The sequence below is a fragment of the Gordonia sp. IITR100 genome (genome assembly GCF_002009645.1).
Lineage (GTDB): Bacteria > Actinomycetota > Actinomycetes > Mycobacteriales > Mycobacteriaceae > Gordonia > Gordonia hongkongensis.
On sequence record NZ_MVKV01000001.1, the window covers coordinates 220,155 to 241,528 of the forward strand.

Genomic DNA, 21,374 nt, shown 5'->3' on the forward strand with positions numbered 1-21,374 from the left:
CGTGACCGTCCTCGCGGCGACCGTCGGCAGCCCGGCCGCCAACATCGCCATCTTCGCCGCGTTCGTCGCGGTCACGATGTTCGTGGTCATCAAGGCCAGCAAGAACAACAGCACCGCCGCCGACTTCTTCACCGGCGGCCGCGGCTTCTCCGGACCGCAGAACGGCGTCGCCATTGCCGGCGACTACCTGTCGGCGGCCAGCTTCCTCGGTATCGCGGGCGCCATCGCGGTCTACGGCTACGACGGCTTCCTCTACTCCATCGGCTTCCTCGTCGCGTGGCTGGTCGCGCTGCTGCTCGTGGCGGAATTGCTGCGCAACACCGGCAAGTTCACGATGGCCGACGTCCTCAGCTTCCGTCTCAAGCAACGCCCGGTGCGTCTGGCCGCGGCGATCTCCACCCTCGCGGTGTCGCTGTTCTACCTGCTCGCCCAGATGGCCGGCGCCGGCGGCCTGGTCGCGTTGCTCCTCGACATCGAGGGGCGCCTCGGCCAGTCCATCGTCATCGCCGTCGTCGGTGCGCTGATGATCGTCTACGTGCTCATCGGCGGCATGAAGGGCACCACCTGGGTGCAGATCATCAAGGCCGTCCTGCTCATCGCGGGCGCCGGCATCATGACCGTCATCGTGCTGGCCAAGTTCGGCATGAACCTGTCGTCGATCCTCGGTGCGGCGCAGGACGCGGTGACCGACTCGACCAGCGAAAAGGTCGCCGCGCGTGACGTTCTCGCTCCCGGCGCCCAGTACGGCGGGTCACTGACGAGCCAGATCAACTTCATCTCGCTCGCCATCGCGCTCGTCCTCGGCACCGCGGGCCTCCCGCACGTGCTGATGCGGTTCTACACCGTGCCGACCGCGAAAGAGGCTCGCAAGTCGGTGGTCTGGGCCATCGCCCTCATCGGCGCCTTCTACCTGTTCACCCTGGTCCTCGGTTACGGAGCGGCCGCCCTGGTCGGACCGGACAAGATCCTCGACGCCGCCGGCGGACAGAACTCGGCCGCACCGTTGCTCGCGTTCGAACTCGGTGGCGTGGTCCTGCTGGGCATCATCTCGGCGGTCGCCTTCGCGACGATCCTCGCCGTGGTCGCCGGCCTCGCCATCACCGCGTCGGCGTCGTTCGCCCACGACATCTATGCCTCGGTGATCAAGCGCAACAAGGCGAGTGAGGCCGACCAGGTCCGCGTCTCGCGATACACCGTCGTGGTCCTCGGCATCGTCAGCATCGTGCTCGGCATCCTCGCCAACGGCCAGAACATCGCCTTCCTGGTGGCGCTGGCCTTCGCGATCGCCGCGGCGGCGAACCTGCCGACGATCGTCTACTCGCTCTACTGGAAGCGGTTCAACACCCGCGGCGCCCTGTGGAGCATGTACGGCGGCCTGATCTCGACGATCGTGCTGATCGTCTTCTCCCCCGCCGTCTCCGGGTCGTCGACCGCCATGATCTCCGGCGCCGACTTCGCCTGGTTCCCGCTGGCCAACCCGGGCATCATCTCGATCCCGCTGGCCTTCGTCCTCGGCATCGTCGGCACGCTGACCAGCCCGTCGGACAACGGCACCCCGGAACGCAACGCCGAGATGGAGGTTCGCTCCCTCACCGGCATCGGGGCCGAGAAGGCCGTGCAGCACTAGGTCATTCGCAAACCCACCCCTGTTCCGTGAACCCACTGCCTTGCAAGGCGGTGGGTGTGCGGAACAGGGGTGGATTTGTGGGGGCACGCTCAGCTATCCGGGCGAAGTGCCGCCACACTCACCGGTGAGCTGAGATCACCGGGATCGCCGAAGCATGTGACCAGCACGGCTCCCGGAACGGGTACGACGCCACCCAACGTCTGCCCGCACGGCGACGGTACGGACGCGATCGAACCGCCCGGGTGGATCGTCGTCAGGTCGTACCGCCCCTGGTTCTCGAGAGGTCGCTTCAGTTGGGCCGTCACCACGGAGTCGTGCAGAAGAACCCAGCTCTGCGACTCCGGGATCGGATCGCGTGGCCAGTCGGTACCTTTCGGGATCGTGACGCGGGTCGACGAGCGAGAATCCAGATGTCCGATGACTACCGCCCCGGGCTGGTCGAAGTACATACCCCAGGACGGCTGCGCGTTCACATGGATCCCCGTCATCCGGCGCCCTCGAGCATCTGAACCCCACCACCATCTGTCCACCGGCTCGTGTCCGCCGTTCGCTATGGAGACCACCAATGCCCGGGGGACGTCATCGAGGTCCCACAGGTGAGCCACGAACTCGGAGTCGCCTGTCTCGCCGACGCTGACGTCGAACCGCTCGTCCGCCGCCGTGATTGCGATGCGATGGGTCCGATCCGCTCCGGTCAGGGCGTCGAAGACAACGACCTTCACATGACCCCTGTCAGGAGTCACATAGACCACATGATGACCGGCAGCGAAGACCGAGCGCGGATGCGGGTTCGGTTCATCACGTCCGGTCGGCGGCGACACACGTCGCTGCCATCTGACCTCTCCGCTCCGAGGTTCGAGAACTGCCATCTCGCCGTCACGGATCACAGCCACTGGCTGATCGACGCGTCCGGCGCGTGGTACGTCGGAAATCAGAATCCACGGCGAATCGTTGGTCCAGAGGACCTGTCCTGTCATCGCATCGATCCCGGTCGTGAAATACCCCACCCGCCCTGCGCGGGCGTAGTCACAACCGACCACGACCACTGAATCGGTTCCCGTTCCGGTACTGGTGACGCGATCGAACCCTCGCTCAGCGCAATTCGCCGCTCCGACGCCATCGGGAGTGAGGCTCCACCGTGGTCGGCCCGTCGTGCCGTCGTAGGCGACCAGGATGTCATCGACGACTGCGGCGAAGCCCGGGCCGGCCGGGGTGATCGACCAGGGATCGACATCATCCACTCGGTAGGCTGGTTCCCCGGTGACCGAAGGCGGCACTTCGGGAATCCGAATGGCGTCGGCCCCCGTCGCTCCACTGCGCTCGAACGGCATGAGACCGATCGCCAGTGTCACGACGAGAGCGACAACGGCGATTGCGCCGACCTCTCTTAGAGACAATCGATCTCGTCGAAACGTCGCCGCGACCGCGGCGACGAGCAGGCACGCCCACGCCGCCAGGACCGTTCGTACCACGTCATGTCCGCCCGGGCCTCCCGTCAGCGCCGCGATGGTATCGACCGCCTCGGATCGGACCGAATAGGCGAGGCAGACCCCCGAGACCAGGGCCGACCCGATTGCCGGACCGCGACCGACGAAGCTGAGCAGTACGACACCAATCACGAGCGACAACCCGAGTGATACTCCGAGCACGAGTGTTGTTGCGGCCCATTGTGGTCCGGTCCAGAATCCGTCAGACACCCGACCCGACGGAGCCCGTTGAACAAACGCCAGCCCGGAGAGGACGATTCCGGCAACCGCGGAAACAGTAGTCACGTAGCCGGCGAAGCGGGATGCGGCGGACGACCTTCGATAACTTCCGCCCACCGTGACGCCACAATGTCCGGCGCTGATCGTCTCGGACTCTTGCGCCATCCCATGACCGTTCATCCCACCCCCGTCGACTGAACTCATTCGGTGCTGCCGGGCAGACTATCGGAGTTCGGCATCTCGGTCAGTCGCGCGTCCCCAGGCCGACCAACACTCCCGCGGCGCAGTTTCCGTCGTGCTTATAGGATCCAATAAGCGCGACGGAAACGTCACCGCGGGAACGAATTACGTATCTCAGGCGTCCTGAATCCGCGCGAACGGCCGGGCCGCCTCGAGTTCGAAGGCCAACTCGAGGAGGGTGCGTTCCTGGCCGAGGTCGGCCGCGAAGTGGATGCCCACGGGCATGCCCGATTCCGTCTGTCCCAGCGGCAGACTGATCGCCGGGGTGCCCGCGGTGTTGTTGGCCGGGGTGAAGGCGATGAACCGGGTCAGCCGGCCCATCGCCTCGTCGAAGTCGAGTGCGGGATCGAGGTATCCGATTTCCGGGGTCGCGTGGACGACGGTCGGGTTGAGGACCACGTCGAAGGTGTCGTGCAGTCCGCGGATCGCGGCCGTGGACCTCCGCAGCCCGCGGACCGCCCCGGGCAGCCGGTAGAAGTGCCGGAGCGCGCCGCGCGAGAGCCCACGGGTGAACGAGTCCACCTGGGAACGGTCGAAGCCCTTGTCGACCACCCGTTTTCCGAATCGGTCCAGCGCCAGTGCGAGCAGTGACCAGTAGTCGATGAAGTCCCGGACGTAGTCCCGGTCCACCGGCAGCGGCACCATCTCGGTGCGATGTCCGAGGGACTCGACCAGCTCGGCGGCCTCGGTGACACACCGTTGTGTGTCCCGGTCGAGCAGCGAGCCGGTCAGCGGCTCGGTGATCAGCGCGATCTTGAGCCGTTTGGTCCCCGGCCCCTCGACCAGCCCGACCGGCGGCATCCCGGGCGCGGGCCGGAAACCCTGTGTGTCGGCGAGGAATCGGGCGGTGTCGCGCACCGATCGGCTGACGATCCCGTTCGACACGAGGTCAATCGGCGCGTCCCGTGTCTCTTTCGACGCCTCGACGCGCCCGCGACTCGGCTTCAGTCCGACCAGCCCACAGATGGCGGCGGGGATGCGAATCGATCCGCCACCGTCGTTGGCGTGGGCGATCGGCAGTGCACCGGCCGCGACGAGCGCCGCGGAACCACCGGACGAGCCGCCCGACGAGTAGTCGGTGTCCCACGGGTTGCGGGTCGGCTCGCGGTCGACGAACTCCGTCGTCGAGGTCAGCCCGAAGGCCGGCATCGTCGACGCGCCGACCACATTGACGCCGCTCGCCAGGAACTGATTGGTGAACGCCTCGTTGGCCTTCGCCGGTCGTTGGGGCACCGCAGCCGAACCGTGACAGGTCGGCAGCCCCGCGAGGTCGGTGTTGTTCTTGATGATCGACGGCACCCCGATGAACGATCCCAGCGGGAAGTCGTTGTCGACCGCGCGTTTGCGCGCACGCTCGCGATCGTCGAAGGCGATGGCGTTGAGGTGCGGGTTGACGGCATCGATCCGCGCGATCGCGGCCTCGACCGCCTCGGAAGCGGAGATCTCTCCGGATGCGATGGCCTGGGCGACGCCGACCGCGTCGTGCTCGCCGAGTGCGTCGTCGGTGAACGCGTGAACGTGTTTCATTCCCGGGACCCTATCGTCTCGGCCTACCTTCTCGGCGCAGCTCCGATCATCGACAAGACGTCATCGACCAGGCCGGCGGCATGATCGGCGTCGAGCTCGAGTCCGAAGACCGCATGGTGATACAGCGGGGCGATCACGTGGTCGAGCACCTGTCGGACCGACGGCGTGGGTTCGCCGCGGTCCCGCGCCCGCGCGATCATCTGTTCGGCGTGCCCACGCCGGATCTCCCAGCAGGGGCAGACCTCGACGATGTCCTCGCGCGCGGCGACCATGGCCCGAAGGTAGGCGCGGCGCTTCGGGCGTGCGATGTCGGCGGCGATGATCTGCGCCCACTCGGACAGGTCCTCGGCGAGAGTGCCGGTGTCGGGCAGGGGTTCGCCCTGCGTCAACGCCGCAACGGCGACCTCCCCGAGAAGCGCGTCGATCGTTCCCCAGCGTCGATAGATGCTGGTCGGATTCACCCCGGCGAGTTCGGCGACCTCGGGGATCGTCATCGTCTCGCGGCGTCCGGCCCCGACGAGCTGACCGACTGCCGTGTAGACCGCCGATTGCACGCGCGCGCTACGACCACCTGGACGACGGGTCGGCGAGGCGGGAGCACCAGAAATCGGGCTGTCGGGGGTGCGGGCCGTCGTCATGGAAGCCATTATTGCAAAGCTGATTGCTTTTGGAACGCAGTCCGGGCTAGTTTCTGAATGCAAACCTGTTTGCTTTAAGGAGACCTCGTGGCGCCACTGCACCCACATCGCGCGTTCTGGCTGATCGCGGCGACGTACATGATGGTCCTGTTCGCGTCCGCGGCACCGTCGCCGCTGTACCCCGTGTATCAGGAACTGTGGGGATTCTCCGCGCTCACACTGACGCTCGTGTTCGCGGTGTACGTGGTGACCATGCTGGTGAGCCTCCTGACGGTCGGGTCTCTGTCCGATCATGTCGGCCGGCGGCCTGTCCTCGCCGTCGCGCTCGTCCTGCTCATCGCGAGCATGGTGCTGTTCGTCGTAGCCGAGGACGTCGGCACCCTACTCGCCGCGCGCGCCCTGCAAGGCCTGGCCACCGGCGCGGCGATGGGCACCTTGACCGCGACGACGGTCGATCTGCAGCCCTCGGCCCGTGCCGGATCGACGATCGTCGGCGCAGCCCCGGCGGTCGGCCTGGCGAGCGGCGTCGCCGTGGCCGGGGTGCTCGTCGAGTACGCACCCGCACCCCGCGTGCTGATCTACGAGATCATCCTCGGCCTGTTCGCCGCACTGCTGATCGCACTTCTCGTCGTCCCGGAGACCCGCGAGCGAATCGGCTTCGATTCTCGACGGCACCTGGCCGGCACGCTCGCGCCGCAGGTGCGCGTGCCTCGCGAGGTCCGCACGGTGTTCCTGGCGTCAGTTCCCGCGCTCGTCGCCACCTGGTCGCTCGGCGGCCTGTATCTCTCGCTCGGGTCGTCGGTGGTCTCCCGTGTGTTCGGTGTGGGCAACCACGGCGCGGCGGGCGCGATCCTGTTCGTCTTCTTCGCCTGCGCGGCCGTCACGTCCCTGTTCATCACCGATCGCTCGTCGACGATCAAGGCTGCGTACGGATTTCCCGCACTCGCCGCCGGCGTGGTGATCTCACTGGCCGGGGTCCTCATCGAATCCCTGCCCTTCTACATCGTCGGTTCGATCGTGGCCGGCTCGGGCTGGGCCGCCACCTTCCTCTCCGCGATGGACAACATCACCGCCGCGACACCTCCCGCGATGCGCGGTCAGGTCTTCTCGTCGGTGTTCGTGGCGAGCTACCTCGCATTCAGCGTCCCGGCCGTGATCGCCGGGATCGTCGTCTCGCACATCGGTTTGCGCGACACCATCATCGGCTACGTCGGTTACGTTCTCGCGATGGTGATGATTGCGGCGGTATTCGCGGTGACAGTGCGCCGCCGGGCAGCATCCGCAGCCCGGAACGCAGTCGAAGTCTCTCCGTCGCAACCGGAACCGGCATGCAGGGGCTGAGTCACCCGCCGACGGGCGGTCGCCATCCCACCATCCGCGTGGCCAGCTCCGCGTAGAAGCCCCCCATCTCCTCGGGCGAGAGTGACCCCCCGTCGCGATACCAGCGCGCGACATCGATCCCCATGGACAGCATCGCGTTGGTGGTGGCGAGCGAGTCAGCGACATCGAAGTCCCCGCATGCGATCCCGGCTTCGATGATCTCGCGCACCCGTCTGGTGATCTCGCGACGCATGGCCATCACCGTGTCCAGATGGTCGGGCGCGAGGGCGTTGAGTTCGTAGTTCACCACCCGACCCCCCACGTGCTCGCGCGCGTGGTGCTCGGTGAAGGCGTGGAAGATCGCCCGCAGCCGGTCGCCGGGGGACGCCGACGGATCGTCGGCGTCGTCGATCGCCGCGAGAATCGCGCGATGCCCGGCGTCGGAGATCTCGAACAGCAGCTCCTCCTTGGAGCGGAAGTGCACGTAGACCGCCGCCGAACTCATCTGCGCGCCGTTGGCGATGTCTCTCGTGGTCGTCCCGTTGAACCCCTTGGCGGCGAACGCCTCGACGGCGGCGCGCAGGAGCCGGGCCCGGGCGGCCACGGGCCGGACTTCGGGCGTCGGATCGGCAGACGGGCCCACGGTCACCTTCTCGGAACGGTCGGACTGGTCATCGCGACGAGCCCGTGATTGACAGCATCCAGCCCGCGCGGCATAGTGCAACCTATCACTAAGCAAGCGCTTAGTCATTCGTGGCTCGGTTGGGTTTCCCCAGCTTGGGTGCACACGGCAGAGGTCCCCAGTTCGACCACACCGCCCGGGGTACGGACACCCTCGACAGGAGTAGAGAAGAACCCATGCAGCTGAAATTCAGTCCTGAAGAAGAGGCCTTCCGCGAGGAGTTGCGCAGCATCTTCGCCAAGGTCCCCGAAGACGTCCGCAAGCGGTGCGAAGAGGGCAAGCTCCAGTACCCCGAGGACCTCGTCACCACGACGCGCATCCTCAACGAGCACGGTGTGGCCACCCCCAGCTGGCCGGTGGAGCACGGCGGCAAGGACTGGACCCCGATCCAGCATCACATCTACCGCGAGGAGATGAGCCTCGCGTTCGTCCCCGACATGCTGCCGTTCAACGTCGGCATGATCGGCCCGGTCATCGCCCAGTTCGGTTCCGACGAGATGAAGGAACGCTTCCTGGCCAAGACCGCCAACCTCGACATCTGGTGGTGCCAGGGCTTCTCCGAGCCAGAGGCCGGCTCCGACCTCGCCTCGCTGAAGACCCGCGCGGTCCGCGACGGCGACGACTACGTGATCAACGGACAGAAGACCTGGACCACACTCGGACAGTTCGCCGACTGGATCTTCTGCCTCGCGCGTACCAACCCCGATGTCAAGAAGCAGGCCGGCATCAGCATGTTCCTGTTCCCGATGGACACGCCGGGCGTCGAGATCCGCCCGATCCAGCTCATCGACGGCAGCTACGAGGTCAACGAGGTCTTCTTCAACGACGTCCGCGTGCCCGCCGAGAACATGGTCGGCGAGGAGAACAGCGGCTGGACCCAGGCGAAGTTCCTGCTCGGCAACGAGCGCAACGGCATCGCCCGCGTCGGTTACACCAAGGCCAAGCTCGCCCGCGCCAAGGAACTCGCCAAGCAGACCCGGACCGCCAAGGGCACCCTCCTCGACGATCCGCTGTTCGCCGCCCGCCTGGCCGAGGTCGAGAACGAACTGCTCGCCCTCGAGCTCACCCAGCTGCGCGTCGCCGCCTCGTCGGCCGACGGCAAGCCGAACCCGGCATCGTCGCTGCTCAAGCTGACCGGCAGCCAGTTGCAGCAGGCCGCCATGGAACTCCTCGCCGACATCGCGGGCCCCGACTCGCTCCCGGTCGCCCAGCTCGACGCCTCGGCTCCGAATGGCAGCGCCGAGGTGAGCGCCCCCGAATGGGCCCAGCTCGCCGCCCCGACCTACCTCAACTACCGCAAGGTCACGATCTACGGCGGGTCGTCGGAGGTCCAGCGCCAGATCATCGACAAGGCTGTCCTCGGCCTCTGAGCGCCGACCCCGCACCTTTCGACCTTTCACTAAGGAACACCATGGATTTCGAGCTTTCCGAAGAGCAGGGGATGCTGCGCGACACCGTTCGCGAGGTCCTCACCAAGACCTACGACGTCGAGACGCTGCGCAAGGTCACCGACACCGATCTCGGCTGGAGCGAGAAGGTGTGGAAGTCGCTGGCCGAGATCGGCATCCTCGGCCTCACCTTCCCGGAGGACGAGGGCGGCATGGACGCCGGCCCCGTCGAATTCACCAGTGTCATGACCGAACTCGGCCGCGCACTGGCACCTGAGCCCTACCTCGACTCGGTCCTCGTCCCCGGCTCGCTCCTCGGCCTCGCCGACGACGCGACCCGCGCCGAGCTGCGGACCGCGCTGGCGTCGGGCGAACTGCTGATGGCCTTCGCCCACACCGAGCCGGGCGACCGCTGGCCGGAGGCGCGGGTGGAGACCACCGCGTCGGCCGACGGCGTCCTCAAAGGCACCAAGAGCCTTGTCGGACATGGCGATTGCGCTGCGAAGCTGATCGTGTCGGCGCGCGACGACAACGGCGTCGGCCTCTACCTCGTCGACGCCGATGCCCAGGGCATCACCCGGACGCCGTACCGGACGCACGACCGCCGTCGCGGCGCGCAGATCGAGTTCAGCGACGTCAAGGCGACGCGACTGGGCACCGGCGACGCGTCGCAGACCATCGCCGACGCCGAGGTCGGCATCCAGACCGCACTGTGCGCCGAGGCCGTCGGCGCGATGGAGCGGAGCCTGGACCTGACCGTCGAATACCTCAAGTCGCGCAAGCAGTTCGGCGTCACGCTGTCGGCCTTCCAGGCACTGACCCACCGTGCCGCCGACATGTACGTCCAGCTCGAACTCGCTCGCAGCCTGAGCCTCTACGCGACGTCGGCGCTGGCGGATGGGATCGCCGATCCCATCATCGCGTCGCGGGCCAAGCTGCAGATCTGCCGCTCGGCGCGCCTGATCGGTCAGGAAGCGATCCAGATGCACGGCGGTATCGGTATGACCGCCGAGTACCCGATCGCCCATTACGTGAGCCGTCTGACGGCGATCAGCCACACCCTGGGCGACGCGTCGGACCATGTGACCCGCCTGGCGGAGAACATCGACACCTACGACATGCTCAGCGTCGGCTGATACCGGCTACTGTCCTTCAGCGAAGGCCCTGCGCGTTCTCGCGCGCAGGCCTTCGCTGAAGTCCTTTCGGGCGGCAGCCCGCTCGAGGTGTTGCAGTCGGGCGGCAGCCCGCTGATGTCGATGCGAGGCGAGAGGGAGCCGGATGGAACTGCTGCGGGACAACCTGGCCGCGGGGGCATCGTTCAGCCTGGTGGGGATCGCCGTGCTCGTCCTCGGCTTCGCCGCCCTCGACCTGGTGACACCGGGCCGGCTGCGGCAGCTGGTGTGGATCGAGCACAACCGCAACGCGGTGCTGCTGACCACATCGATGGTCATCGGCCTCGCGATCGTGCTGGTCTGTTCGGTCATCGACACCGAACTCCTGGAACTGTGGCGCGCGCTGCTCTACACCGTCGCGTACACGGTCTTGGCGATCGCGGTGATGATGTGGTCGTTCGTGCTGATCGACTGGCTCACACCCGGGAAGCTCGGCACGCTGCTCTTCGACGGCGCGCCGCGCAGTGACGAGACCCCCGACGACGCCGTGACCACCGGCCGCCGGGCCGCCGACGAACACCCCGCCGGGTGGATCACCGCCGCCGTCTTCCTGGCCATCGGTGCCGTCATCGGGATCACCCTGCTGGTCTGAGTTCGGCGCGACATCGCTGGTCCACGCGTTTTCCGGGGTTGACTCGGGCACCCGAACATGCTTATTGACCCTCGGCCAACAAGCACATAGGGTGAGCGACCATGACCGCAGCACTCATCGAGGAATCCATCGACATCGACGCCACGCCCGAACAGGTGTGGTCGGTGATCTCCGATCTGAAGCGCATGGGCGAGTGGAGCCCCCAGTGCAAGAAGATGATCATCCGCGGCGGCACCGTCGGGTTGGGGACCAAGACCATCAACATCAACCGCCGGGGCCCGCTGGTGTGGCCGACCACCTCCAAGGTCGTCCGGTTCACCCCGAACCAGGAACTCGGCTTCCGGGTCGCGGAGAACCACACCATCTGGAGCTACACCATCACCCCGAAGGACGCCGGGGTCACGGTCACCGAGCGGCGCGAGGTCAACGGGTCGACCACCAAGGTGTCGTCGGTACTCGTCGACAAGCTCTTCGGCGGCGCCGAGTCGTTCGAAGAGGAGCTCAAGCTCGGGATGGCCGAGACGCTGGGCAAGATCAAGCGCGCCGCCGAGTCCAACTGACCCTTCGAGACGCTCGCAAGCTCGCTCCTCAGGGAGCGGGGAGACGCTCGCAAGCTCGCTCCTCAGGGAGCGGGGAGACGCTCGCCCCCTGCTCCCTGAGGAGGCCGGAGCTTGCGGAGGCCGTCACGAAGGGTCTCGCAGCCCGGTCGAAGGACCCTTCGTGACGCGCCCTCCGCAAGCTCCGGGCGCTCTCAGGGAGCAGAGGGTGGTGCTTCTTTCCGATCCAGGCGCGGGGATCAGGCTCCGCCGAGCTTGCCGATGAGCTCGGGGAGATCGGCGACCGAGTCGATGATGTGGTCGGGGTAGGGCCCGAACTCGTCACGCTGCAGCGCATGCAGCGCCTCCTCGCGGAACTTGCCGGTGCGGACCAGCACGCCGATCAGCGCCGCCGCCTGGGCACCGAGAACGTCATTGTGCATGTCGTCGCCGACCATCACCACCTGGGTCGGCTCCAGACCGAGGACCTCGGTGGCCGCCCGGAAACCGACCGGCGAGGGCTTGCCGATCGCCTTGATCTTTGCGCCCGAAGCCTTTTCGAGACCCTCGAGGTACACCCCGGTGTCGATGCTCAAGCCGTCCGCCGTCGACCAGGTCATGGACCGGTGCATCGCGATCACCGGAATCCCGTCGAGCATCATCTCCAGGACCTTGGACAGCGTGGCGTGCGTGAAGACCGAACCGGCACCGCCGAGTACCACCACCTCGGCCGACGCCGGGTCGTCGGTCAACTCCACGCCGGTCATGTCCTCGGCGATCGGGCCCTGGTTGAGCACCCACACGCGCTTGCCCGGATAGGTGGCGGCGACGTGTTCGGCGGTCAGCTTGGCGGCCGACAGGATCTCGTCCGGCTTCACCTCGAAACCGCATTCGTTGAGCGCCTCGGCGATCTCGCCACGCGAGCGGGACGTCGTGTTGGTCAAGAACATCCGCGGGATGCCCTGGTCGGCGAGATCGGCGATCGCCTCGACCGCGCCGGGCAGCGCCTGCCACGAGGTGACCATCACCCCGTCGATGTCGAACAGCAGACCCAGCGCCATGCGCACGAATGTAGTCCTCGCCCAGCGGCGTCGCAGGACGGCCCGGTCACCTGCCGGGACGACGCCATGGTCTCCGTCGACACCTGGCATGCTGAGCGGATGCGTACCGTCGTAGAGCATCAGCGCATCGTCGCGGCGTTGTTCGGCCCCGCCGAACCGTCGGAGGTCGCCGTGCCGGAATCGCTCGGCTTCGCCACGTTCACCGACGTGGACGCCCCGCTGTCGCTGCCCGGCTTCGACAACTCCGCGATGGACGGATTCGCGGTCCGCGCAGACGATCTCGCGGACGCGAGCGCCGACGAGCCGGTCACCCTGCCGGTCGCCGCGGACATCCCCGCCGGCCGTACCGACGACCTCACTCTCGAGCCGGGCACCGCGCACCGCATCATGACCGGCGCCCCGATGCCCGCGGGCGCCGACGCGGTCGTCCCGGTCGAACTGACCGACGCCGTGGTGGGCCCGGTGGCCGCGGCGCCGACCGTCACGTTCACCGCAGCACCCGAGCGCGGCAGGCACATCCGGCGCGGCGGCTCCGACATCGAGGCCGGCACCCGGGCGCTGCCGGCCGGCACGGTGATCGGCGCACCGCAGATCGGCCTGCTCGCCGCACTGGGCCTCGCCGAGATCACCGTCGCCCGGCGGCTGCGGGTCGTCGTGCTGTCCACCGGTTCTGAACTCGTCGAACCCGGAAAACCGTTGCGCCACGGGCAGATCTACGAGTCGAACGGCGCGATGCTGACCGCCGCGGTCATCGAGGCCGGCGCGGCCGGCCGTCACCTGCACTTCGTGCCCGACAACACCGCGGACTTCGCCGCGCGGCTCGACGAGGTCGCCGACGACGCCGATCTGATCATCACCTCGGGCGGTGTCAGCGCCGGCGCCTTCGAGGTGGTCAAGGACGCACTGTCGGCGACCGGGACCGTCGAGTTCGTGAAGGTTGCGATGCAGCCGGGCATGCCCCAGGGGTGCGGCCACTTCCCCTCCTCCCGCGGCCGGCGCGTGCCGATCATCACGCTGCCGGGAAATCCCGTCAGTGCACTCGTGTCCTTCGAGGTCTTCATCCGGCCCGCGCTGCGGGCCGCGATGGCACTGCCCGCCGACCGGGAACGAATCCGAGCTCGTCTCGGTGCCGACATCCGCTCACCCCGCGGCAAACGACAGTTCCTGCGGGGCGTGCTCGACGCCGGGCCTCGCGACGGGGTGGTCGGGGTGGACCCGATCGGCCCGCCGGCGTCCCATCACCTGCGCTACCTCGCCGAGGCCGACGCGCTCATCGACGTCCCCGCCGACGTCGAGGCGGTCGAGGCGGGCACCCTGGTGGACGTGCTGGTCCTGCGCTGACGACGAGGTCTCCGGGCGCGGCGCTCTAGAGTGGACGCCGATGCACCCGGCGATGCGGTGCGCACCATTTATCCGGCCTGGACACAGGCCAGAGGAGGTTGATCGTGGCCCGACGTCCGCGTCCGGACGGCTCCGGTGACACCGGCCGTGTCGCCCATTTTCTCGATCTGGCCCGAGAGACCATCCCTCCGATCCATCCGGCGGGTGTGCCGTTCGTCGCCGCGCCTGCAGCCGTCGCGCTCCTCGGGCGTCGACACCGCTGGATCGCCCGACCGGCCACGCTGACCGCCGCCGCGTGCGCAGCCTTCTTCCGGCATCCGAAGCGGGTCACCCCGACCGAACCCGGCGTGGTGGTCGCCCCCGCGGACGGGACCATCGCCCTGGTCGACGAGGCTGTCCCGCCCGCCGAGTCCGGCCTGGGCACACAGCCGCTGCCCCGGGTCTCGACCTTCCTGTCGATCTTCGACGTCCACGTGCAGCGCGTGCCGATCGCGGGCACGGTGACCACTGTGACCCACACGCCCGGCGCGTTCGTCTCCGCCGACCTCCCCGAGGCCAGCCGCGACAACGAGCGCACCACGATGACCATCCGCACCACCGCCGCAGGCGGCACGCCCGGCCCTGAGCTGGCGGTCGTGCAGATCGCCGGTCTCGTCGCCCGTCGGATCGTGTGCGAGCCGTCGGTCGGGGACTCGCTGACGATCGGCGAGACCTACGGGCTCATCCGATTCGGATCGCGCGTCGACGTCTACTTCCCGGCCGGCACCCGGCCCCGCGTCTCGGTCGGCCAGCGCGCGGTCGGCGGCGAGACCCCGTTCGCGTACCTGGATCAGTGAACTCCGGCCCGGTGAACCCGACCGACATGACCTCACCCGGCACGAACCCCGGCCGGCGACGCCCCGGCTCGCGCACCGCGCGCAACCCGACCGCGCGCTCGGCCAGCCGGCACGCACAGACACATCCGGTTCCGCGGGAGCCGGAGCGCCGGCGTCTGCGGCGCCAGGCACAGGCCAGCCGCATCGTCATCCCGTCGTCGCTGACGATCCTCGCGATCTGCGCGGGCCTGACGGCCATGCGGTCAGCGATCAACGGCGACGTCGACACCGCGATGGCTCTCCTGGTCGCGGCCGCGTTCCTCGACGGCATCGACGGTCGGGTCGCACGCCTGATGGGAGCCACGAGCCGGATCGGCGCCGAGATCGACTCGCTGGCCGACGCGATCAACTTCGGTGTGGTCCCGGCGATGATCATCTACTTCTATTTCATCGACGGGCATGACCTCGGCTGGGTGCTCGCGCTGATCTACTGCTGCGCCATCGTCCTGCGCCTCGCGAGGTTCAACACCCTGCTCGACGACGACGAGGCACCCGCGTACACCAAGGATTTCTTCGTCGGTGTCCCCGCGCCCGCCGCGGCGATCTGCGCGCTCCTGCCCATCGGGCTGGAACAACAGTTCGGCGACGGGTGGTGGACGTCGCTGCCGGCCGTCGGCGGGTGGCTGATCTTCGTCGCCTTCCTGGCCGTAAGTCGCGTCCCGACGTCCTCGCTGAAGACCGCATCGATCCCGGCTCGCGCGGTGACCGGCCTGCTGGTGCTGGTCGCCGCGGCCGCGGCACTGTTGGTGACCTTCCCGTACGTGCTGATGATGATCGCCATCGCCGGATACGTCCTGCACATCCCGTACGCGTGGCGCGCGCGCCGCTGGGTCGCCTCCCGGCCCGAGCACTGGGACGACAAACCGGCCGAGCGTCGTGCACAGCGCCGGGCGCTGCGGGCCACGTCGCCCGGAGGTCGACGCCGTCGGCCGGTCATCAACTCCCTCGGCCGCATGGGCCTGAACCGTCCCACCGGCCCCGGCCGGTCCGTGGTCGGCGCGCCCGGCGAGACGACCGAAAGCGAGTCCGAATGAGCACACCGGCCTCCCTCACGCTGACCGCGCGGCACAATCCCTCGGCGGCCGAGGCGCGGCGCGGCATCATCCGCGTGCATCCCGAGGTGTTGACGGCCCTCTCGCTGCGGGAATGGGACGCGGTGTCGATCACCGGCGCACGGGTCACCGCCGCCGTGGTGGCCGCGACCGAGGCCTCCGCGCCGACCGGCGTCGCCCTCCTCGACGAGATCGCCTTCTCCAACGCCGGTGTCCGCGAGAACTCGACGGTCGTGCTGGCGCCCGTTGAGGTGCAGGGCGCAAGCCGGGTGGTGGTGAGCGGTTCGGCGCTGGCCACCCAGTCGATCACCGAGTCGACGCTGCGCCGCGCGCTGCTGGGGAAGGTCTTGTCCGTCGGTGACGCCGTCTCGCTCCTCCCCCGCGACCTCGGTCCCGAGCTCGCCGCCACCGAGGCCACGCGTGCGCTGGCCAGGTCGGTCGGGATCACCTGGACCACCGAATTGCTCACCGTCACGGCAACCGAGCCCGGCCCGCCGGCGGGTGGCCGGGTGTCGGCGCCGGTCAGCGTGCAGACCAACACCGCCGTGCTGTGGTCGACCACCGCGGGCGAGGTGGCACCGCTGGGCGATCGGACCGGTCCCGGTTCACCCCGGATCCCCGGCGCCCTCGGCATGGTGTCGGAGTCCGACTCCCGCCCGCGGCCGGCCGCCGCGCCCAGCCCGGTCCGCGAGCCCGCCCGGGAGCCCGAGATCCCGGTCCGGCCGGTGTCGGAGCTGGTCGGCGTCGACTCCCAGATCACCAAGCTCACCGAGTGGCTCACCATCACCCTCGACGAGCCGGAGGTGCTGCGCACCCTCGGTGCGACACCGCGTCTCGGCGTCCTGGTCACCGGCCCGGCCGGCGGCGGCAAGGCGACCTTCGTCCGTTCGGTGTGCGCGTCGCGCACGCTGGTGACCATCGACGGCCCGACGGTCGGCGCGACGGAGGCCAACACCCGCCTGCGGACGGTCGCCGACGCGGTGGCCCGCACCCGGGCGGCCGCCGGGGTCCTGCTGATCACCGACGTCGACGCGCTGTTACCCGCCGAACCCGAGCCCGTCGCCGCACTGATCCTCGACGAACTGCGTTCCGGCATCGCCGACGGCCGCATCGCACTCATCGCGACCACCGCCGAACCGGTACGCCTCGACGCCCGGTTGCGCGACCCGTCGCTCTGCGACCGGGAACTGGTCATCGGCCTCCCCGACGCCGCGACCCGGGCGCGGTTGCTCTCGGCGATCCTGTCGAACGTCCCGACCGACGGCGACCTCGACCTCACGTCGGTCGCCTCGCGCACCCCCGGTTTCGTCGCCGGGGATCTCGCCGCGCTGGCCCGCGAGGCCGCGCTGCGCGCCGCGACGCGCGCGAGTGCCGAGAAGTCCGCGCCGTCGCTGCGCACCGAGGATCTCGTCGGCGCCCTCGACGTCATCCGGCCGGTGTCCCGCTCGGATTCCCCCGAAGTCGCGCTTGGCTCGATCACCCTCGCCGACGTCGGCGACATGGTCGAGACGAAACAGGCTCTGACCGAAGCGGTCCTGTGGCCGCTGCAGCACCCCGACACCTTCGCCCGGCTCGGCGTCGACCCGCCGCGTGGAGTGCTTCTGTTCGGCCCGCCGGGCTGCGGCAAGACCTTCGTCGTCCGCGCGCTCGCGGCGTCGGGTCAGTTGTCGGTGCACACGGTCAAGGGCGCCGAGCTGATGGACAAGTGGGTCGGGTCGTCGGAGAAGGCAGTGCGGGATCTGTTCGCCCGTGCCCGCGAGTCGGCGCCCTCGCTGATCTTCCTCGACGAGGTCGACGCGCTGGCACCGCGCCGCGGTCAGTCCACCGACTCCGGTGTCGGCGACCGGGTGGTCGCCGCGCTGCTGACCGAACTGGACGGCGTCGAACCGCTCCAGGACGTCGTGGTGCTCGGTGCGACGAACCGACCCGACCTCATCGACCCGGCGCTGCTGCGGCCCGGGCGGCTGGAACGGCTCGTCTTCGTGCCGCCGCCGGACGCCGACGCCCGCGGGGACATCCTGCGCGCCACCGGGCGCGACGTCCCGCTCGACGGAGTCGACCTCGATGAGTTGGCCGGCGACCTTGAGGGCTACTCGGCGGCCGACTGTTCGGCCCTGCTGCGCGAGGCCGCCCTGTCGGCGATGCGCCGGGACATCGACGCCGCCGCGGTGACCGTGGCCGACGTCGAGGAGGCCCGCAAGCGGGTTCGGCCGTCGCTCGATCCCGCGCAGGTCGCCGACCTCAAGGCTTACGCCGAGCGTCGGCTCGACTGAGCACCGCCGCGCTCCCCGCTGCGTCTGAATGAGTCCCGGAACACACCCGGAATAACCTCCGATAGTTGTTGGTTGCAACCATCACGACTTATAGTTGCATCAATCAACCAATCGGGTGCGCCACCGCGCGCGCCGTTTCGCCGCCCGCCCGTCTCCTCGTCGCGGGCAGCTCTCTTTCTCGGAGGTTTGCCATATGAGTGCACCCGCGTCCGCGATGGCGCCGGCCGAAGAGGTGCCGATGACGCATCGTCAGAAGATCGAGGCCCTCATCGGCCTCCTGCTCGGCATGTTCGTCGCGTTCCTGTCGTCGACCGTGGTGTCCAACGCCCTGCCGACGATCATCACCGACCTGCACGGCACCCAGGACCAGTACACCTGGGTCATCACCGCGACCCTGCTCGCGTCCACCGCGACCACGCCCATCTGGGGCAAGTTCGCCGACCTGGTCAGCAAGAAACTCCTGGTGCAGGGCGCGCTGTTCCTGTTCACCCTGGGTTCGGTCCTCGCCGGGCTCTCCACCTCGGTCGACATGCTGATCGGCTTCCGCGTCATCCAGGGTCTGGGCCTCGGCGGCCTGCAGGCGCTGGTCGTGATCGTCGTCGCGACGATGTTCAGCCCGCGCGAACGCGGCCGCTACCAGGGCCCGATGGCCGCGGTGATGTCCGTCGCGACCGTCGCCGGTCCGCTCATCGGCGGCGTCATCGTCGACACCAGTTGGCTCGGCTGGCGCTGGACGTTCTACGTCTGCGTCCCGCTCGCCGTCATCGCCCTTCTCGTCATCCAGCGCACGCTGAACGTCCCGGTGGTCCGCAAGAAGGTCAGCATCGACTACCTCGGTGCCGCCCTCATCGCCTCGGGCGTCAGCACCCTGCTCATCTGGGTGACGCTGGCCGGTAAGAACTTCGACTGGGCCTCGCTGACCTCGTACGGTCTCGTCGCACTCGGTGTCGTGCTCCTCGCCCTGGCGATCTTCGTCGAGTCGAAGGTCTCCAGCCCGATCATCCCGCTGCACATCTTCCGCGACCGCACCACCACCCTGGCCACCCTCGCCAGCGTCGGCGTCGGCGTCGCGCTGTTCGGCGGTGCGGTCTTCCTCGGCCAGTACTTCCAGATCGCACGTGGCTACTCCCCCACCGCGGCCGGCCTGCTGACGCTGCCGATGGTCATCGGTTCGATGCTGTCGGCGACCGTGTCGGGCAACCTGATCACCCGGTACGGGCGGTGGAAGCGATTCCTCGTGGCCGGTGCCGCGATGATGACGATCGGCTTCGGACTGCTCGCGACCATCGACGCACACACGGACATGGTCGTGGTCGGCGTGTTCCTCTTCATCCTGGGCTGCGGCATGGGCATGACGATGCAGAACCTCGTGCTGGCGGTACAGAACAACGTCAGCCCGGACAACCTCGGTGCGGCGACCTCGACGGTCACCTTCTTCCGCTCACTCGGCGGCGCCGCGGGTGTGTCGGTGCTCGGCGCGGTCCTGTCCAACCACGTCACCGACCTCATCGCGAAGGGGCTCGGCGCGCTGGGCATCGGCGCCGGTGCGTCGAGCGGCGGCAGTGCCGGGCTGGCGAACCTGAACGAACTGCCCGCCCCGATCGCGACCATCGTGCGCGGCGCGTACGGCGACGGCACCGCCCGGGTGTTCCTGGTCGCGGCGGTCATGGCGGCCCTGAGCTTCATCGCCATCGTGTTCATCAAGGAGGTTGCGCTGAAGACGATGAGCAGCGACGAGGAGCGCCGCGCGCAGGAGGCGGCGGTCGCCGACGTCGCCGTGCCCGCAGCCGTGGCACCGTCGGCGGTCGGTCCCGTCGCGGACGACGCCGTCGCCGGCGAGACGCGGACGGGCAACGCCACCCGCGCCCGATGAACACCATCGCCGTCGGGGTCGATCTGAGTCCCGAATCCGAGGCGGCCGCTCACTGGGCGGCCGCCTCGGCCCGCGACGGGGACCGCGTGCTACTGATCCACGGATTCGCGGCAGCCGTTGCGCTGCAACCACTCAGCGAGTTCGAACTCGACTTCGACGTCACCGCCACGCGGCAGGCAGCGGCCGCCCATCTGACCGCGGTGGCCGGCCGTCTCGGCACCCGGCTTCCGGGCCTGCGCATCGAGACCGTCGTCGAACACGACTTCGCGATACCCCTGCTCACCAGGCTGTCGGGTCAGGTCGATCTGATGGTCCTCGGCCATCATCGACCCGGCCTCATCGAACGCCTCACCACCGGGAGCATCAGCTCCGCGCTCTCGGCCCGGTCGCGATGCCCGGTCGTGACGGTTCCGTACGGCAACCTCGCGACGGGCGGTCCGGTCGTCGCGGCCATCGATGCCGACGCCCCGTCCGATCTCGCTCTGTCGACCGCCTTCGAGTACGCCGATGCCACCGGCAGCCCCGTGGCGATCGTGTGCGCGATCCCCGACGACGCCCCGCCCGCTCGGATCGAAGCGGTGTACGCGCGAGCCGACACACTGCTCGAACCCTGGCGCCGACGCTTCCCCGACCGCGACACGACGCTGCAACTGGTCAACGGCAACCCGTCGAGGGCCGTCGGCGAGGCGGTTCCGCAGGCGTCCCTGCTCGTCGTCACCCGGCCACGCGCGGGAAGCACCTTCGCGACCTGGGCGGGGTCGGTGGCGCGCGCCGCCCAGCACCACACGCGATGCCCGATCGCGATCGTCGATCACAGCCGGTCCGGTCACCTCGACCGCGGGTCGACGAGCTAGTGGTGTGTCTCGGAAATAGGTGGCCGGTATCCGGTGGAGCGATCGGTGTTCTGGCAAGGCGGAGGAGGGAGGGATAGCGGAGCTATCTCGACCGACGACAACGCAGCCAGGCGCCGATCGAGCGCCGGAGACCAGTCGCTTATTTCCGAGACACACCACTAGTGCGATGCCTACTCCACGTTGACCAGATAGAAGACCGACGACCCACCGCCCGCGGCCTGCGGGGACGCGCCGATCTGGACCCAGTAGGTCGAACCCTCCTTGGTCGCCGACAGCACGACGACCGATTGTCCACCCTCGGTCGAACGGTGCGATTCGACGTAGCCGGCCTCGGTGAGCGTCTCGGTCGCGGCCTCGAGCTGATAGCCCGCGTTGGCCGGGCCCTGCACCGCGACCTCCCAGCCGTCGGAGCGACTGCCGCTCGCCGAGAGCACGTGACCGTCGATGAGCGGGACCTGCGCGGCCGGGAAATCCGACGGCAACGGCACCCCGTCGGGGCCGGCCTGCTCCTCGTCCGCACAACCCACGACGAGGCCGAACACCAGCAGGACAGCGGCGATGCTGACGGCGGTACGCCGGAGCCAGTCGAACCGGAACATACGGGCAACGGTAAAGTA

Annotated in this window: 18 protein-coding genes and 1 pseudogene; 12 read left to right on the top strand and 7 right to left on the bottom strand. The window is 68.8% G+C overall.

Annotated elements, in window-relative coordinates; translation table 11 throughout:
- Position 1: 1 nt before the first annotated feature.
- Positions 2-1,627, top strand: a complete 1,626-nt coding sequence (locus tag B1818_RS01060; RefSeq protein WP_058251428.1) for a cation acetate symporter — start codon at positions 2-4, stop codon at positions 1,625-1,627.
- Between the two features lie 89 nt (positions 1,628-1,716).
- On the opposite strand, the gene B1818_RS24325 is transcribed toward B1818_RS01060, so the two are convergent.
- The 4 genes and pseudogenes from B1818_RS24325 to B1818_RS01075 form a co-directional block, all read right to left on the bottom strand.
- Positions 1,717-2,115, bottom strand: a complete 399-nt coding sequence (locus B1818_RS24325; protein WP_254859510.1) for a hypothetical protein — start codon at positions 2,113-2,115, stop codon at positions 1,717-1,719.
- A 243-nt stretch (positions 2,116-2,358) separates the two neighbouring features.
- Positions 2,359-3,537: pseudogene (locus B1818_RS24695) on the bottom strand (PQQ-binding-like beta-propeller repeat protein); the annotation flags it as partial.
- 150 nt (positions 3,538-3,687) lie between these two features.
- On the bottom strand, positions 3,688-5,100 hold the full coding sequence (locus B1818_RS01070; protein ID WP_058251331.1) for an amidase: 1,413 nt from the start codon (positions 5,098-5,100) through the stop codon (positions 3,688-3,690).
- Between the two features lie 23 nt (positions 5,101-5,123).
- Entirely contained in the window at positions 5,124-5,738 is a 615-nt protein-coding gene (locus tag B1818_RS01075; protein ID WP_068970598.1) for a TetR/AcrR family transcriptional regulator, read from the bottom strand.
- 87 nt (positions 5,739-5,825) lie between these two features.
- Here B1818_RS01075 and B1818_RS01080 point away from each other — a divergent pair, with 87 nt between their 5' ends.
- On the top strand, positions 5,826-7,079 hold the full coding sequence (locus B1818_RS01080; RefSeq protein ID WP_058251333.1) for an MFS transporter: 1,254 nt from the start codon (positions 5,826-5,828) through the stop codon (positions 7,077-7,079).
- A 1-nt stretch (position 7,080) separates the two neighbouring features.
- Here the strand turns inward: B1818_RS01080 and B1818_RS01085 are convergent, their stop codons facing one another.
- Positions 7,081-7,707, bottom strand: a complete 627-nt coding sequence (locus B1818_RS01085; RefSeq protein ID WP_058251334.1) for a TetR/AcrR family transcriptional regulator — start codon at positions 7,705-7,707, stop codon at positions 7,081-7,083.
- A gap of 209 nt (positions 7,708-7,916) precedes the next feature.
- Here B1818_RS01085 and B1818_RS01090 point away from each other — a divergent pair, with 209 nt between their 5' ends.
- The 4 genes from B1818_RS01090 (at position 7,917) to B1818_RS01105 (ending at position 11,452) form a co-directional block, all read left to right on the top strand.
- Positions 7,917-9,110 (top strand): acyl-CoA dehydrogenase family protein, encoded by a 1,194-nt coding sequence (locus B1818_RS01090; RefSeq protein ID WP_058251335.1) that lies wholly within the window; start codon positions 7,917-7,919, stop codon positions 9,108-9,110.
- 41 nt (positions 9,111-9,151) lie between these two features.
- Positions 9,152-10,264: an acyl-CoA dehydrogenase family protein gene (locus B1818_RS01095; protein ID WP_058251336.1), complete on the top strand. Its 1,113-nt coding sequence runs from the start codon at positions 9,152-9,154 to the stop codon at positions 10,262-10,264.
- 142 nt (positions 10,265-10,406) lie between these two features.
- A complete protein-coding gene (locus tag B1818_RS01100) occupies positions 10,407-10,892 on the top strand; it encodes a DUF350 domain-containing protein (RefSeq protein ID WP_058251337.1) in 486 nt (161 codons plus the stop codon).
- Between the two features lie 101 nt (positions 10,893-10,993).
- Entirely contained in the window at positions 10,994-11,452 is a 459-nt protein-coding gene (locus B1818_RS01105) for an SRPBCC family protein (protein ID WP_058251338.1), read from the top strand.
- Positions 11,453-11,688: 236 nt separating this feature from the next.
- Here the strand turns inward: B1818_RS01105 and B1818_RS01110 are convergent, their stop codons facing one another.
- On the bottom strand, positions 11,689-12,489 hold the full coding sequence (locus B1818_RS01110; protein ID WP_058251339.1) for an HAD-IIA family hydrolase: 801 nt from the start codon (positions 12,487-12,489) through the stop codon (positions 11,689-11,691).
- Positions 12,490-12,588: 99 nt separating this feature from the next.
- Here B1818_RS01110 and glp point away from each other — a divergent pair, with 99 nt between their 5' ends.
- The 6 genes from glp (at position 12,589) to B1818_RS01140 (ending at position 20,757) form a co-directional block, all read left to right on the top strand.
- On the top strand, positions 12,589-13,830 hold the full coding sequence (glp, locus tag B1818_RS01115) for a gephyrin-like molybdotransferase Glp (protein WP_058251429.1): 1,242 nt from the start codon (positions 12,589-12,591) through the stop codon (positions 13,828-13,830).
- A 104-nt stretch (positions 13,831-13,934) separates the two neighbouring features.
- Positions 13,935-14,666, top strand: a complete 732-nt coding sequence (locus B1818_RS01120; RefSeq protein WP_058251340.1) for a phosphatidylserine decarboxylase — start codon at positions 13,935-13,937, stop codon at positions 14,664-14,666.
- 26 nt (positions 14,667-14,692) lie between these two features.
- Positions 14,693-15,739, top strand: coding sequence for a phosphatidylcholine/phosphatidylserine synthase (locus tag B1818_RS01125; protein ID WP_231742352.1), 1,047 nt, complete (start codon positions 14,693-14,695; stop codon positions 15,737-15,739).
- The gene (locus tag B1818_RS01130; protein WP_058251342.1) at positions 15,736-18,030 is read left to right on the top strand and encodes an AAA family ATPase; all 2,295 of its coding nucleotides are present in this window, start codon (positions 15,736-15,738) and stop codon (positions 18,028-18,030) included. Before B1818_RS01125 ends, B1818_RS01130 begins: the two co-directional genes overlap by 4 nt.
- Before the next feature lie 193 nt (positions 18,031-18,223).
- Positions 18,224-19,903 (top strand): MDR family MFS transporter, encoded by a 1,680-nt coding sequence (locus B1818_RS01135; protein WP_078111727.1) that lies wholly within the window; start codon positions 18,224-18,226, stop codon positions 19,901-19,903.
- Entirely contained in the window at positions 19,900-20,757 is an 858-nt protein-coding gene (locus B1818_RS01140) for a universal stress protein (protein WP_078111728.1), read from the top strand. The genes B1818_RS01135 and B1818_RS01140 overlap by 4 nt, the downstream gene beginning before the upstream one ends.
- Positions 20,758-20,927: 170 nt before the next feature.
- On the opposite strand, the gene B1818_RS01145 is transcribed toward B1818_RS01140, so the two are convergent.
- Positions 20,928-21,356, bottom strand: coding sequence for a hypothetical protein (locus tag B1818_RS01145; RefSeq protein ID WP_078111729.1), 429 nt, complete (start codon positions 21,354-21,356; stop codon positions 20,928-20,930).
- Positions 21,357-21,374: the final 18 nt, after the last annotated feature.

What these genes read in the sequence shown, in the direction of transcription:
- B1818_RS24325 (WP_254859510.1), bottom strand. Translation starts at nt 2,115, where the DNA reads ATGACGGGGATCCATGTGAACGCGCAGCCGTCCTGGGGTATGTACTTC.
- B1818_RS01070 (WP_058251331.1), bottom strand. Translation starts at nt 5,100, where the DNA reads ATGAAACACGTTCACGCGTTCACCGACGACGCACTCGGCGAGCACGAC.
- B1818_RS01075 (WP_068970598.1), bottom strand. Translation starts at nt 5,738, where the DNA reads ATGACGACGGCCCGCACCCCCGACAGCCCGATTTCTGGTGCTCCCGCC.
- B1818_RS01090 (WP_058251335.1), top strand. Translation starts at nt 7,917, where the DNA reads ATGCAGCTGAAATTCAGTCCTGAAGAAGAGGCCTTCCGCGAGGAGTTG.
- B1818_RS01095 (WP_058251336.1), top strand. Translation starts at nt 9,152, where the DNA reads ATGGATTTCGAGCTTTCCGAAGAGCAGGGGATGCTGCGCGACACCGTT.
- B1818_RS01100 (WP_058251337.1), top strand. Translation starts at nt 10,407, where the DNA reads ATGGAACTGCTGCGGGACAACCTGGCCGCGGGGGCATCGTTCAGCCTG.
- B1818_RS01105 (WP_058251338.1), top strand. Translation starts at nt 10,994, where the DNA reads ATGACCGCAGCACTCATCGAGGAATCCATCGACATCGACGCCACGCCC.
- B1818_RS01110 (WP_058251339.1), bottom strand. Translation starts at nt 12,489, where the DNA reads ATGGCGCTGGGTCTGCTGTTCGACATCGACGGGGTGATGGTCACCTCG.
- glp (WP_058251429.1), top strand. Translation starts at nt 12,589, where the DNA reads ATGCGTACCGTCGTAGAGCATCAGCGCATCGTCGCGGCGTTGTTCGGC.
- B1818_RS01125 (WP_231742352.1), top strand. Translation starts at nt 14,693, where the DNA reads ATGACCTCACCCGGCACGAACCCCGGCCGGCGACGCCCCGGCTCGCGC.
- B1818_RS01130 (WP_058251342.1), top strand. Translation starts at nt 15,736, where the DNA reads ATGAGCACACCGGCCTCCCTCACGCTGACCGCGCGGCACAATCCCTCG.
- B1818_RS01135 (WP_078111727.1), top strand. Translation starts at nt 18,224, where the DNA reads ATGAGTGCACCCGCGTCCGCGATGGCGCCGGCCGAAGAGGTGCCGATG.
- B1818_RS01140 (WP_078111728.1), top strand. Translation starts at nt 19,900, where the DNA reads ATGAACACCATCGCCGTCGGGGTCGATCTGAGTCCCGAATCCGAGGCG.
- B1818_RS01145 (WP_078111729.1), bottom strand. Translation starts at nt 21,356, where the DNA reads ATGTTCCGGTTCGACTGGCTCCGGCGTACCGCCGTCAGCATCGCCGCT.